The organism is Streptomyces akebiae (assembly GCF_019599145.1).
Classification (GTDB): domain Bacteria; phylum Actinomycetota; class Actinomycetes; order Streptomycetales; family Streptomycetaceae; genus Streptomyces; species Streptomyces akebiae.
The window spans coordinates 1,619,287-1,632,897 of record NZ_CP080647.1 but is presented as its reverse complement, the minus strand read 5'-3'; the positions used below and the strand labels follow the sequence as shown (position 1 = coordinate 1,632,897).

The 13,611-nt window shown below is 68.4% G+C and carries 12 protein-coding genes and 1 tRNA gene; 6 read left to right on the top strand and 7 right to left on the bottom strand.

The window, feature by feature from the left end; all coding sequences use genetic code 11:
- Positions 1 to 2: 2 nt before the first annotated feature.
- Together frc and K1J60_RS07135 are read right to left on the bottom strand one after the other, a co-directional pair.
- Positions 3 to 1,253: a formyl-CoA transferase gene (frc, locus tag K1J60_RS07140; protein WP_220645434.1), complete on the bottom strand. Its 1,251-nt coding sequence runs from the start codon at positions 1,251 to 1,253 to the stop codon at positions 3 to 5.
- A 10-nt stretch (positions 1,254 to 1,263) separates the two neighbouring features.
- Positions 1,264 to 2,949, bottom strand: coding sequence for a thiamine pyrophosphate-binding protein (locus K1J60_RS07135; RefSeq protein ID WP_220645433.1), 1,686 nt, complete (start codon positions 2,947 to 2,949; stop codon positions 1,264 to 1,266).
- A 155-nt stretch (positions 2,950 to 3,104) separates the two neighbouring features.
- Between K1J60_RS07135 and sucC the strand changes: the two genes are divergently transcribed.
- The 4 genes from sucC (at position 3,105) to K1J60_RS07115 (ending at position 6,974) form a co-directional block, all read left to right on the top strand.
- Positions 3,105 to 4,235, top strand: coding sequence for an ADP-forming succinate--CoA ligase subunit beta (sucC, locus tag K1J60_RS07130; RefSeq protein WP_220645432.1), 1,131 nt, complete (start codon positions 3,105 to 3,107; stop codon positions 4,233 to 4,235).
- An 11-nt stretch (positions 4,236 to 4,246) separates the two neighbouring features.
- Entirely contained in the window at positions 4,247 to 5,131 is an 885-nt protein-coding gene (gene sucD / locus K1J60_RS07125; protein WP_220645431.1) for a succinate--CoA ligase subunit alpha, read from the top strand.
- Between the two features lies 1 nt (position 5,132).
- Positions 5,133 to 6,701: an aldehyde dehydrogenase family protein gene (locus tag K1J60_RS07120; RefSeq protein ID WP_220645430.1), complete on the top strand. Its 1,569-nt coding sequence runs from the start codon at positions 5,133 to 5,135 to the stop codon at positions 6,699 to 6,701.
- 185 nt (positions 6,702 to 6,886) lie between these two features.
- Positions 6,887 to 6,974 (top strand) — tRNA-Leu (locus K1J60_RS07115).
- Between the two features lie 241 nt (positions 6,975 to 7,215).
- Here the strand turns inward: K1J60_RS07115 and K1J60_RS07110 are convergent.
- Entirely contained in the window at positions 7,216 to 9,114 is a 1,899-nt protein-coding gene (locus K1J60_RS07110; RefSeq protein ID WP_220645429.1) for a hypothetical protein, read from the bottom strand.
- Complete coding sequence (locus K1J60_RS07105; protein WP_220645428.1) at positions 9,111 to 10,115, bottom strand: site-specific integrase; 1,005 nt, start codon at positions 10,113 to 10,115, stop codon at positions 9,111 to 9,113. The genes K1J60_RS07110 and K1J60_RS07105 overlap by 4 nt, the downstream gene beginning before the upstream one ends.
- 21 nt (positions 10,116 to 10,136) lie before the next feature.
- Here K1J60_RS07105 and K1J60_RS07100 point away from each other — a divergent pair, with 21 nt between their 5' ends.
- Entirely contained in the window at positions 10,137 to 10,457 is a 321-nt protein-coding gene (locus tag K1J60_RS07100; RefSeq protein ID WP_079259476.1) for a helix-turn-helix domain-containing protein, read from the top strand.
- Between the two features lie 210 nt (positions 10,458 to 10,667).
- On the opposite strand, the gene K1J60_RS07095 is transcribed toward K1J60_RS07100, so the two are convergent.
- Positions 10,668 to 11,189, bottom strand: coding sequence for a hypothetical protein (locus tag K1J60_RS07095; protein WP_220645427.1), 522 nt, complete (start codon positions 11,187 to 11,189; stop codon positions 10,668 to 10,670).
- Between the two features lie 278 nt (positions 11,190 to 11,467).
- Here K1J60_RS07095 and K1J60_RS07090 point away from each other — a divergent pair, with 278 nt between their 5' ends.
- The gene (locus K1J60_RS07090; protein WP_220645426.1) at positions 11,468 to 12,235 is read left to right on the top strand and encodes an IclR family transcriptional regulator; all 768 of its coding nucleotides are present in this window, start codon (positions 11,468 to 11,470) and stop codon (positions 12,233 to 12,235) included.
- Between the two features lie 24 nt (positions 12,236 to 12,259).
- Here the strand turns inward: K1J60_RS07090 and K1J60_RS47095 are convergent, their stop codons facing one another.
- Both K1J60_RS47095 and K1J60_RS07080 read right to left on the bottom strand, forming a co-directional pair.
- A complete protein-coding gene (locus tag K1J60_RS47095; RefSeq protein WP_398684231.1) occupies positions 12,260 to 12,706 on the bottom strand; it encodes an NUDIX hydrolase in 447 nt (148 codons plus the stop codon).
- Positions 12,707 to 12,838: 132 nt separating this feature from the next.
- Positions 12,839 to 13,549 (bottom strand): DUF262 domain-containing protein, encoded by a 711-nt coding sequence (locus K1J60_RS07080; protein WP_259407600.1) that lies wholly within the window; start codon positions 13,547 to 13,549, stop codon positions 12,839 to 12,841.
- Positions 13,550 to 13,611: the final 62 nt, after the last annotated feature.

Genomic DNA, 13,611 nt, shown 5'->3' with positions numbered 1-13,611 from the left:
AATCAGATCACTCCGTTCGACTTGAGCAGGCGCAGTTCCTCGTCGCCGAGGCCCAGCTCGCCGACGTAGACCTCTTCGTTGTGCTCGCCGAGCAAGGGGGAACTGGTCACGTCCACGGGGGAGTCGGACAGCTTCAGCGGGCTGCCGACGGTCACGAACTCGCCGCGCTCGGGGTGCGGCACGGTGACGACCATCTCGTTGGAGACCAGCGACTCGTCCTCGATGATCTCCTTGGTGGAGAGGATCGGCCCGCAGGGGATGTTGTGCGCGTTGAGGCGCTCCAGCACCTCCCACTTGGGGAGCGTGGCCGACCACTCCTCGATGAGCTGGAACATCTTGTTGAGCTTGGGGAGGCGGGCCTCCGGCGTCGCCCACTCGGGGTCGTCCGCGAGCTCCGGCCGGCCGATGAGTTCGCTGAGCGGCTGCCAGCCGACGGGCTGCACGATGACGTACACGTAGTCGTTCGGGCCGCCCGGCGCGCACCTCACGGCCCAGCCGGGCTGACCTCCGCCGGACGCGTTGCCGGACCTGGGAACCTCGTCGCCGAAGTCCTCGTTGGGATATTCACGCAGCGGGCCGTGTGCCAGCCGCTGCTGGTCCCTCAGCTTCACCCGGCAGAGGTTGAGAACGGCGTGCTGCATGGCCACGTTGACCCGCTGGCCGCGCCCGGTGCTCTCCCGCTGGTACAGCGCCGCGAGGATCCCCGCCACGGCGTGGACGCCCGTTCCGGAGTCCCCGATCTGGGCCCCCGTCGCCAGCGGCGGTCCCTCCTCGAAGCCGGTGGTCGCCATGGACCCGCCCATGGCCTGCGCGACGACCTCGTACGCTTTGAAGTTGGTGTAGGGACCGTCCCCGAACCCCTTGATGGAGGCATAGACGATCCGCGGATTGATCTCCTGGATGCGGTCCCAGGTGAAGCCCATGCGGTCGACCGCGCCCGGTCCGAAGTTCTCGACCATGACGTCGGAGCGCCGGATCAGTTCGGTGAGGATCTCCTTGCCGCGCTCGGTCTTGGTGTTGAGGGTGATGCTCCGCTTGTTGCAGTTGAGCATCGTGAAGTAGAGGGAGTCGACGTCCGGGAGGTCGCGCAGCTGCTTGCGCGTGATGTCCCCGGTCGGCGCCTCCAGCTTCACCACGTCCGCGCCGAGCCAGGCGAGCAGTTGGGTGGCGGACGGGCCGGACTGGACGTGCGTCATGTCGAGGACGCGGATGCCTTCGAGAGCCTTGGTCGACGTTCCTGCGGTAGGGGTCATCGGGGGCACCTCACTTGTACATCGTCTGGTTCATGGTTCCGGGGGCGTACGCGTCCGGGTCGACCCAGACGTTGATGAGCGACGGCTTGCCGGACTCACGGGCGCGCCGGAGCGCGGGCCCGATGTCGGCGGGGTCGCGGACCTCCTCGCCGTAACCGCCCAGCATCTGGGCGAACTTGTCGTAGTGGACGTCGCCGAGGGTGTTGCCGATCCGTTCCCGCTCCTCGCCGTACTTGGCCTTCTGGCCGTAACGGATCTGGTTCATCGAGGAGTTGTTGCCGACGATCCCGACGAAGGGCAGGTCGTAGCGGACCAGGGTCTCGAAGTCCCAGCCGGTGAGGGAGAAGGCGCCGTCGCCGAAGAGGGCCACCACCTCCTTGTCGGGCCGTGCCTTCTTCGCGGCGAGCACGAAGGGGACGCCGACGCCGAGCGTGCCGAGGGGGCCCGGGTCCATCCAGTGCCCGGGTGACTTGGGCTGCACGACCTGACCGGAGAAGGTGACGATGTCGCCGCCGTCGCCGATGTAGACGGAGTCCTCGGTGAGGAAGTCGTTGATCTCGCTGACCAGCCGGTAGGGGTGGATGGGCGAGGCGTCGGACCTCAGGCTGGGCAGCCGCTTCTCGATGGCGGTCTGCTCGGCGGCACGCAGCTCGTCGAGCCACTCCTTGCGCTTCGACGCGCCCCCGTTGAGGCGCCCGGAGGCCGCCTCCGTCACCGACTTGAGCACGAGGCCCGCGTCGCCGACGATCCCGAGGTCGATGTCGCGGTTCTTGCCGACGGTCCGGTAGTCGAGGTCGATCTGCACGACGGTCGCGTCCGGCGACAGCCGCTTGCCGTAGCCCATGCGGAAGTCGAAGGGCGTGCCGACGATGACGATGACGTCGGCGCCTGAGAACGCGTACCGGCGGGAGAGCTGGAAGTGGTGCGGGTCGCCGGGCGGGAGCGTGCCCCGCCCCGCGCCGTTCATGTAGGCCGGGATGTTCAGCGTCCGCACCAGCTCGATCGCGGACTCGGTGCCGCGCGTGGTCCACACCTGGCTGCCCAGCAGGATCGCGGGCCTCTCCGCGTGCACCAGCAGGTCGGCGAGCTTCTCGATGGCCTCGGGGTCGCCGGCCGAGCGGGTCGAGGCCCGGTAGGCGCCGGCCTTCGGTACGCGCGCCTTCTCGACGGGCACCTTGGCGTCGAGGACGTCACGCGGGATCTCCAGGAAGGAGGGCCCGGGGGCGCCGTGGTAGCACTCGCGGAACGCCATCGACACCATGTCGGCGGCGCGGGCCGTGTCCGGCACGGTGGCCGCGAACTTGGTGATCGGGGTCATCATGTCGACGTGCGGCAGGTCCTGGAGGGACCCCATCTTGTGCTGGGTGTGCGCGCCCTGGCCGCCGATCAGCAGCATCGGGGACTCCGCGCGGAAGGCGTTGGCGACGCCGGTCACGGCGTCGGTCGTACCGGGGCCGGCGGTGACGACCGCGCAGCCGGGCCTGCCGGTGATCCGGGCGTAGCCGTCGGCGGCGTGGGCGGCGACCTGCTCGTGGCGGACGTCGACGACCTCGATGCCCTCGTCGACGCAGCCGTCGTAGATGTCGATGATGTGGCCGCCGCACAGGGTGTAGATGACCTCCACACCCTCCGCTTTGAGTGCCTTCGCGACGAGGTGACCACCGGAAATGAGGTCCTGGCTGTTGCCGTCGGGCATGGCGGAGTCCTGTCCCTTCGTAGGGGTCTTCCTAGGGGTTGGAGCGCGCTCGCGGTTGATTGCATACAGTCGACGAATACTGTATGAAGCTTGTTATCCCGCATCCGGTGGGTGGTGTCCAGGGGGCGTGCGGCACTTTTGAGTCAGGAGCCGGAATGGACCTGTTCGAACACCAGGCAAGGGAACTCTTCGAGGAACACGGCATCCCGGTGCCACGGGCGGAGGTCACGGACTCGCCCAAGGAGGCGCGCGAGATCGCCCGCCGACTCGGCGGACGCGTCGTCGTCAAGGCCCAGGTGAAGACCGGCGGACGCGGCAAGGCGGGCGGGGTCAAGCTCGCCGCCGACCCCGCCGCCACCGAACTGACCGCACGGCAGATCCTCGGCATGGACATCAAGGGCCACACCGTCCGCCAGGTGATGATCGCCGAACCCGTCGCGATCGAGAGCGAGTTCTACGTCTCGTACGTCCTCGACCGCGCCGCCGGCCGCTTCCTCGCGATCGCCTCGGCCGAGGGCGGCATGGACATCGAGGAGGTCGCGGCGACCAGGCCGGAAGCCGTGGCCCGGATACCCGTCGACCCCGTCGAGGGCGTCACCTCCGCGAAGGCGTCCGAGATCGCCGAGGCGGCCGGTCTGCCGCCGCAGACCGTCGACGTCCTCATGCGGCTCTGGGAGGTGCTGACCCGCGAGGACGCCCTCCTCGTCGAGGTCAACCCGCTCGTCCGCACCGAAAAGGGCCGCATCCTCGCCCTCGACGGCAAGGTCACCCTCGACGACAACGCCGGTTTCCGGCAGACCCGTTGGGGCGACGAGGGCTTCGCGCCCGACGACCCGCTGGAGGCGGCGGCCGCCGCCAAGGGCCTCAACTACGTGAAACTGGACGGCGAGGTCGGCGTCATCGGCAACGGCGCCGGACTCGTCATGTCGACCCTCGACGTGGTCGCCGGCTGCGGCGCCCGCCCCGCCAACTTCCTCGACATCGGCGGCGGCGCCTCCGCCCAGATCATGGCCGACGGCCTCTCCGTCATCCTCTCCGACCCGGCCGTGAAGTCCGTCTTCGTCAACGTCTTCGGCGGGATCACCGCCTGCGACGCGGTCGCCGACGGCATCGTCCAGGCCCTGGACAGCGTCCAGTTGACCAAACCGCTCGTCGTCCGCCTCGACGGCAACAACGCCGTACGCGGCCGGGCGATCCTCGACGACCGCGACCACCCCCTCGTCCACCAGGCCACCACCATGGACGGCGCCGCGCGCCGCGCCGCCGACCTCGCCCACGCGAACTGAGGAGCCCGGACATGGCCATCTACCTCACCAAGGAGAGCAAGGTCCTCGTCCAGGGCATGACCGGCGGCGAGGGCATGAAGCACACCCGCCGCATGCTCGCGGCCGGCACGAACGTCGTCGGCGGCGTCAACCCCCGCAAGGCCGGCCGCACGGTCGACTTCGACGACCGTGCCGTCCCCGTCTTCGGCTCGGTCCACGAGGGCATCGAGGCCACCGGCGCCGACGTCACCGTCGTCTTCGTCCCGCCCGCCTTCGCCAAGGCGGCCGTCGTCGAGGCAGCCGACGCGGGGATCGGCCTCGCCGTCGTCATCACCGAGGGCATCCCCGTCCACGACTCCGTCGCCTTCACGGCCTACGCGCGGGCCAAGGGCACCCGGATCGTCGGCCCCAACTGCCCCGGCCTGATCACCCCCGGCCAGTCCAACGCGGGCATCATCCCCGCCGACATCACCAAGCCCGGACGCGTCGGCCTCGTCTCCAAGTCCGGCACCCTGACCTACCAGCTCATGTACGAACTCCGCGACACCGGCTTCTCCACCTGCGTCGGCATCGGCGGCGACCCCGTCGTCGGCACCACCCACATCGACTGCCTCGCCGCCTTCCAGGACGACCCCGACACCGAACTGATCGTCCTCATCGGCGAGATCGGCGGCGACGCCGAGGAACGCGCCGCCGCGTACGTCCGCGACCACGTCACCAAGCCGGTCGTCGGCTACATCGCCGGCTTCACCGCTCCCGAGGGCAGGACGATGGGCCACGCCGGCGCGATCGTCTCCGGCTCCTCCGGTACGGCGCGGGCGAAGAAGGAGGCGCTGGAGGCGGTCGGGGTACGGGTCGGGAACACCCCCACCGAGACGGCCCGCCTCGTCCTGGCCGCCCTGGAAGGCGGTGCGTGACATGACCCCCACACCGACACCCGCCCCCGCCCTCACCCTCAAGGCCGGCACCGCCTGGACCGACGCCTGGCGGCGCTGTCTCGCCGTCGCCCCCGAGGCCTTCCGGGACGACCGGGTCCTCAACCTCTGGAACAACTCCTGGCAGGCCGACGGCCGGGCGCTGCCCGCCACCAGCCCCGTCGACGGCAGCCCCGTCGCGGGCCCGCCCCGACTGGACGGCGCCACCGCCCACCACGCCGTCCGGGCCTGTCTCGACCAGCACCGCGCCTGGCGCCACGTCCCCCTCGCCGAACGCCGCGCCCGGGTCGCCGCCACCCTCGACGCCCTCACCCAGCACCGCGAACTGCTCGCCCTGCTCCTCGTCTGGGAGATCGGCAAGCCCTGGCGGCTGGCACAGGCCGACGTGGACCGGGCCATCGACGGCGTCCGCTGGTACGTCGACGGCATCGAACCCATGGTCCAAGGGCGCGTCCCCCTCGACGGCCCGGTCTCCAACATCGCCAGCTGGAACTACCCCATGAGCGTGCTCGTCCACGCGATGCTGGTCCAAGCACTGGCGGGCAACGCCGTCATCGCCAAGACACCCACCGACGGCGGCGTCGCCTGCCTCACCCTCGCCAGTGCGCTCGCCGCCCGCGAAGGCGTCCCCGTCACGCTGGTCAGCGGCAGCGGACGTGAACTGTCCGAGGCGCTGGTCCGCGCCCCCGAGATCGGCTGCGTCTCCTTCGTCGGCGGCCGCGACACGGGCGCCGCCGTGGCCACAGCCGTCGCCGACCTCGGCAAACGCCACGTCCTGGAACAGGAGGGCCTGAACACCTGGGGCATCTGGAACCACACCGACTGGGAGACCCTCACCGCCGTCGTCCCCAAACTCTTCGACTACGGCAAACAGCGCTGCACGGCCTATCCGCGCTTCGTCGTCCAGCGCGAGCTGTTCGACGAGTTCCTCGCGGCGTACCTCCCCGCGGTCCGCACCCTCAGAGTGGGCCACCCGCTGGCCGTGGAGCACCCCGACGACCCGTACCCGCCGCTGGACTTCGGGCCCGTCATCAACGCGGCCAAGGCCAAGGAGCTGACCGACCAGGTCGCCGAGGCCGTCGACCGGGGCGCCGTTCCGCTGCACCGGGGCCGACTCGCCGACGCGCGCTTCCTGCCCGGCCAGGACACCGGCGCGTACGTCCAGCCCGTCACCCTCCTCGGCCCGCCCTCGTCCTCCCCGCTCCACCACGCGGAACCCTTCGGCCCGGTCGACACGATCGTCCTGGTCGACACCGAGGCCGAGCTGCTCGCGGCGATGAACGCCTCGAACGGCGCGCTCGTCGCCACCCTGTCCACCGACGACCGGGCGACCTACGAGCGGCTCGCACCCCAGATCCGGGCGTTCAAGGTCGGCCACGGCAGGCCCCGCTCACGCGGCGACCGCGACGAGCTCTTCGGCGGCTTCGGCGCCTCGTGGCGGGGTGCCTTCGTCGGCGGCGAGCTGCTGGTGAAGGCCGTCACCCGTGGCCCGGCGGGGGAGCGGCTGCCGGGGAACTTCCCCGAGTACCACCTCATGCCGTCCGCGGCCTGACCTGGTCTGGAGTGGCCGGATCGTGACCGTCCGATCACCTCTGGTGAGGCCGTGCGGAGCCGCCCGACCGGGCCCCGCACGGCCCCGCCCGGGGCCCGGATATGCAGGTGAAAGGCACTCCGAAACCTTGGTATTGTTGTCCATGTCGCCGCCGGGAACACCCCTGGCAAGGCGGCAGACACCTGGTCCGGGTGGCGGAATGGCAGACGCGCTAGCTTGAGGTGCTAGTGCCCTTTATCGGGCGTGGGGGTTCAAGTCCCCCCTCGGACACCACAGGGACGTTCACGATATCGTCCCGAAGCGTTCACGAATTACCGGTCGAGTCATGTGACTCGCCGGTATTTCGTCGTTTCTGGGGCCTTGAGCCTCGTGATCGGCTCGATGAGGGGGTGAGGCGGTGGCGGTCCAGGTACTGCGCCTCTCACCTGCGGAAACAGGACATGCCTGCGCGACGGCTGGTAGCCGTGGCGCAGGCATGTGGGGTTTTCAGGGGGCGGAGCGCGACGGAGGTGCGTCACTCGCGTGGCGGAGGCTCGACCTCCTCGGTCGGAAGCGGTCGCGCCAGGGGCGGATCGGAGGGCTCACCGGGTTGGGTGCCGGCGCTCTGCGTGCTGGCCTTGCGGGGCTGGATGCCCTGGTCGCGGAGGAACCGTCGGATGGCTCTGAGGTTCGCCACAAAGATGATGACGGCATTGAGCAGGGTCTGTGCGACGCGTCCGTGCGGCAGGCGGAGCTGGGGATTGTCGATGCTGTCGAGGGCGGACTTCTTGAGGTTGCCGTTGCCGCCCTCGTTCTGACTGCGCAGTCCGGACCAGGCTTCCTGCCACAGAGGGGTGAACAGGGGGTACTTCTGCCGCCACTTGGCCAACACGGTGCCCGGGACGGTGATGCTCTTCCCCCTGCAGATATCGGGGTAGACGGGGGTGTCCCGGTTGGGCCTGGGGATGGTGGGCAGGGCTGCCGGGGTACGGACAGTGGGGGCGTCGAGGTCGACGACGGTGGACGGGCGTGGCTGGGGCCGGCGGTAGCAGGTGACCGTGGCGTGGGACCCGAGGGCGGGGCACTGTCGACGCTGGTCCCCTGCGGGCCCGTACTCCTTGATCTTGGTCTGGTAGTCCTTCCGGGACTGGATCAGGTTGAGTGCGTGGGCGCGGTCCTCGTCCGTGCGGCTGTCGATGTATGTGGCGCCCGCGGTGATCAACGGGGTGGGCATCAGCGGGCAATAGAACTCGCCGCCGACCAGCTGCATGCCGCGGAACTCTCCCTGCCGGTCGACCTTGTCGTCGTTGTAGTGCTTCACCGCGTTGAGGCCGAGTTTGAGCAGCTGCAGATGCAGGTTGTGAGGCTTGGCCTGGGTGATGCCCCGGTCGGCGCAGAACAGGTCTTTGACCAGGCCTCGTTCGAAGGCCGGCTGGATGGCGCGCAGGGTGGCCGGGCCGGGTTCGGTGCCCGGGGTGTGAAGGATCATGCCGAGGCAGACCGCGGGGTAGGCGCCAGCGAGGTCGCCATGGCCATGGCCTGGGAACGCGGCCATCATGGCGTAGCGGAACTCTCTCTTCTCCGGCGCCTTGGCCTTCTTCTCCCGTGCCGACTTGGTCTTGCGAGGCACTGGCTTGTTTGCCGTGCCGCGCCGGGTGCCAGTGTTCGTGGAGGCCGCAGCTTTGCCGCTGGGCGACTTCTTCTGCGTTCCTCCCTTCACGTACATCCCGGCGGTGATCTCAAGCGAGGCCCGGTCCTGGTGGTAGTCCGGCTCTTTGCCCCAGACCGGAACCGGAGTGTCGTCGACCGCGATGTGACCAGGCCACCGAGCGAAGTCGCCGCGCCGGTAGGAAGCCATCACCGGAGCGAGAATCAGATCCTGGGCGATGGCCTCCAGGTTACGCACGGTGTCCTGGTTGTCACGGGCATTCCACTTCCGTCGGATCTTCTTGGCCTCGCTGAGAGACAGCCGCTTGCGGCGGTCGTGCGGTGCAGGGTCGAGGCGCCGGGTCATCGAGGACCAGGACCGGTAGACGCGCTTCGACGTTGCGTACTGGTGGTGCGCGATGCGGTCGATTTCTTCTCGGGTTGCGCCCTCGCGGATGTGCAGGTCGACGTCGGGGACGTCAAGGAGGGCTTTGGACCCTGGAGACAAGGCGAAGAAGAGCGTCTCCCATGCGTCGTTGATGTTCGCGCTCTCGCCCATGTACTGCGACAAGATCAGGCCGATCAGCACTGTGCGGAACGGGAAGCCCTTCGGGCCTGGCCGGTGCTCGTTGGAGGGAAGGCGTTCCAGTACTCCGCTGTGGCGCACGAGGTCGAAGACTTGCCTCACAACGCGGTCGTTGAGGGTCCGGCCGGGGGCCTGCGGTGCAGGGCGTAAAGCGAGGCCGGTACGCCGGCAGGGTTTGTCTTCCGGGTTCTTCCTGCTCATGCCGCCGCCCCCCGCAACAGATCGGATGCCTCCGCTTCGGGCACGTCGTGGAGGAAGACGAGGTATCGCGAGAGGCTGTGCAGGGTCCCGAGTCCGGACGCTTTGAGGATCACCTTCAGCGGAATACCTGCATTCAGCAGATCGACGAGCCAGGTCGTGCGCAGCCGCTGGGTCTGCAGCACTGCACCGTCACTACGGCCGATGATCCGCGGGTACCTGGCCAGCCAGTCCGATGCGATGTGCTTGCTGGTGCGGTCCTGCCAGTCCGGCCGGAAGGCGTACGCGTCTGCCGGGATGTGGGCGGCTTCCGCCAGCAAAAGTTCCTCGTAGGCGTACCGGCATACGACAGTGCGCGGACGGCGCCCGTGCACCTTCACCAGTGCCCGGCCGGTAGGGCCCGCCAGGATGTCCCGCCCCTGAACGTACACAAGATCCTCAACGGCGAGCCCGCAACCGACGCCGAGACAGAACAGCAGGCAGGCGTTGCGCCGTTGGGCCGAGGTGGGCAGGCTCTGCGCCCAGATCAGCCAGTAGGCGATTTCCGCTGGCGGGTAGGGGGCTACTGGGGCGGCGGTGGCCTTCAGCCGGATCGGCGGATGCTGTCCGAGCTGGTCCAACAAGAGCGCTTCGGAGGCCCGGCGCAGCTGGCTGCTGCAGGTTCGGCGGCTGTTGGCGGCCATGTCGCGGCAGCCGACGAGGATGAAGCGTTCGACGGTGCTCTGGTCAAGGATCACCGAGGGGTCGAGCGGGAGGCCCTGGGCCTCGACCCAGGCGACCAGCCGTGCGAGCGGCGTCATGACCACGTCTGGGCCGTAGGGCCCCGCTGCGACGGCCATGAATCCCAGCGAGCGGACGACCGGAGCGATGCGGCGCCACTGGGCGGGTGGCACCGTCTCCGCCTTCGGTGTGTAGGCCAGCAGGCGATTCGACACAGCGACCTCCAGGCGCAAGGCCCATGACAGGTGGCCGGTTAACCGGCCACTGGTGTCAGTGTCGATCACGATCTGAAGGAACGCATCTTTATGACCGGAGGCCGAGCGCGCACGGCGCCGCCATGGAGCTACGCCGTCGATCCGGAGGAGTGGCCGGATGCCCGGATCGCCGGGGAGCCCGCCGCGGCGGTGGTCCAGACGATTGCCCGCCGCCTCGCCGCCGCCCTGCGTGAGAGGCCGGAGCTCTCGCTGCGTGCCCTGGCCGCCCAGAGCAACGTCGGCAGACAGACCATCGGCGATCTGCTGGCGGGCGCCACCTGGCCGGATGTGCTGACGGTCTGCCGACTGGAGCGCGCCCTGGGCCTGGCGCTCTGGCCCGGATCGAATGCGACCCAATGTGCTCATGACTGATCCCCAATTGCCAATTTGAGGTCAGTCGTGCACGCTCAAGTACGGAATGGCGTAGACGCCCTATAGCGCCACCCATGGGAGCGCTAGAGTGAACGTGCGCGACGGACCGGAACCCTGCTAGGAGAAGCGTCCGTTCGCGTGTTTGGCGGCCTCCCTCGACCGCTAATCGAGGGAGGCCTGCTGGTTGGGTTAGGGTCGTTCTCGGGTGGATCAAGCAGCCCGGGATGACAGCACGGCCCGGAACATTCCCGGTGCTACGCTTTCCACCTCACCAAGTTGCTTCATGCGGTTGAGGGTTTTTCCTACGGATGATCGGACCGTCGCGTCCGCTCCCGGGCGCACCGCTGCCGCGATATCGGTGATGGACATTGCCTCTTGAGCAGCGCACAGGAGTGTGAGGATCGCATCGCGCATGCTTCCGTTACGCGGTGGCCCCAGGGTCCGAGTGCCAATCCCCGGGCGCGCATCTTCGGACGAAGGATCCTCGTCGGCGACAGAAACTTCAGACGGACTCTCCCGGGAAGCCTGGGCGGTTTCCGCGTCCTCGCCAGTGACCGGCGGCTCCTCGCGGACATCGGTGGATTCGGCGCCCTGGCACATCATCGCGTACACAGCCTCCAATGTCGCCAACTCGCCGCGCAGTGAAGTGATCAGCTCCTTCACGGCATGCCGGGCCTGGCCGATGTAGACACCCTTGTCTGACGCAGGTGCGCTGGTCCGGTATCCCGCCATAGCGAACTCCTAAGGAAGGTCGCTGCCAGTGTAGGGACGGCACACTGTGGCACGCACGCAGTTCCTGTGAGGCACTATCAAACGGTCAACAGTGCGCTCAAGCGCGGCAAGTCCGGTCGGGGTTATCGCAGGACTCGACCTGTCTTGGCGCAGAGTTGGCTAGCCGGGTTCGTGCGATGCCGCACCGGAACTGTGAGACGTGCCATCGCGGAATTCTGACGTGTGGATTCTGTCGAAGCTCCCGGTCTCCGGGAACGTGTGAGCGTTACGGTTCCTTCATGGTGGATGGCAAGCATCTGTCGGCGACAGAGGCCTTGGCGTCGGTGACGAAGGCCCTGGATGTTCTAGTCCTGGCGTATGACCGGGGGGAAGTCGGTGTTACCGAAACTGCCCGGGAGCTCGGTATCTCACGTTCCACCGCACACCGCATCCTGGTCACCCTGCAGCGCACGGGTTTCCTCCGCCACGATGCTGGCCAGCACGGATACTCAGCGGGGCCGCAGCTCGTACGCATGGGACTGGCCGCAATCGCCCAGCTGGACGTCCGACGACAGGCGCGCAGACCCCTGGAGGAGCTCTCCGAGAAGCTGCAGGAGACGGTGTGCCTGTACTCCCTGGATGCGGCCGTCGTCCGACTACTCGACGGAGTCGAGTGCCGGCATGTCCTGCGCGTCAGCGTTCCGCTCGGACAGGAGCTCCCCGCCCACGTCACAGCGGCGGGCAAGGCTTTGCTCGCACTGCGCGACCCGGCAGATGTACGCGCGACACTCCCGGCCGCGCTCCCTGCCACGGCGGCAGGAAGCATCACTGAGTGGCCGCTGCTTCAGGTGGAGTTGGAGGAAGTCAGAGTCCGGGGATGGGCGGCAGACCTCGAGGAAAGTGCACACGACCTGCACGGCGTAGGCGTGGCCATCCGCAACCGCATCGGGGAACCGCTCGCCGCGATCTCCGTGTACGCACCCGCCGTGCGTCTGCGTGAACAGAACATGCCAGCGGTTGCTGCGGCCCTTCAGGAGACCGCCGCCACGATCGCCAGGGCCGAGTGACGGAGGGTGTCGAGATGCCGGGGTTCAAGGCTCCAAAGTGATCCGCCCGTCCGGGATCCACCCCTCCAGGTATCCCGTCAACAGCACATCCACATTCGGCAGATCACACCATGCGCGCAACTCCTGCCACTGCTCAGGCCCCGCCCAGCGTGTCGTTCCCCTCCAGGACAGATGATCCGGCGGATCACCAGCTTCAGCGAGACGAAAGACGAACACGTGGGCCTCTCGACGGCTCCGGCCTACGGGCACAGGCACCTGAGCCCAGCGGCATCCTTCAACAGCGCCCCCGCGCACCGGCATCGCGCCGACCGCATCGCGGAGTACGCGCACTGCCGCCTCACGATAGGTCTCTGTGGCTCGGACGGATCCTGAAGGGAGCACCCATCGGGGAGGAACTCCGGGCAGATAGTCTGCCACCAGGGCAAGCCGCCCGTCCCGGCTCAGCAACGCGACGAACACCACCCGCCGCATCCTGGGAGGCGGCACGGCAGGGAGCCCCGAACTCTCGGCAGCGTCCAGGAAAACAGGCACAGCCCGATCCTGACATGCGGCCGTTTAACCGGCCACTCGTGTCCCGGATCGACGCGAGTTTCATCTCTGAGCTCAATGCGGTGAGTGTGATCCGCGCCTGGGCAGCCCACAAGCCGTACGGAGATCGGCCTGGCTGAGCTTGAGACCGGTGTTGTTGAGCGACTCGAAGATGCGGTGCACATTGTCACCGCGCTCGGCGGTGACGGCGACGAGCGTGAGCCTGGAGGTGATGGCCTGCTCGATACGGAAGACGTCTTCGGGACTGGCCGGATTGTTGGCCTCGACCAGTTTGCGCCTGAAGAAGCGGTAGGCGGCGGTCACTCGGTCCCCGGCAGCCTGATCCGCTGGGGTGTCCAGGATGTGCGCGGCGTACTGCGGTCGGTCGGCCTGCGTTGGCAGCAGACGGTACCGGTCGGCGCCCTTGCGGCGCTTGTTGATCAGGTATTCCTCGTCCACCCGCTCGGCTTCGTCAGGTTCGGAATCCGCGATGTGATCACGGATCGCGGCCAGCGCCAGTGTCGTGAGGCGCTGCTGTCCGTCCACCACCAGCCAGCGCGGGAACGTCGGCTCGTTCTGCGGCGAGGGCCCGAGGACCACCGAGCCGAGGAAGTGGGTGCTCCATTTGTCCCCGGGCTCCACCAACTCCGCCTGCTCCAGGATGTCGTCCCACAACTGCGCGAGTTGTTTCTCCGTCCAGGAGTACGTCCTCTGGCAGAGCGGCACTTGGGACTGCTGTGCCCGCCCCGGCACGAGATCGTCGAACAACGTCTCTTTCGCCTGCAACTTCGCGCCCCTCTTCACCGATGACCTTCGTCATGCGTCGGGCGGGCACTCTATGACGTCAC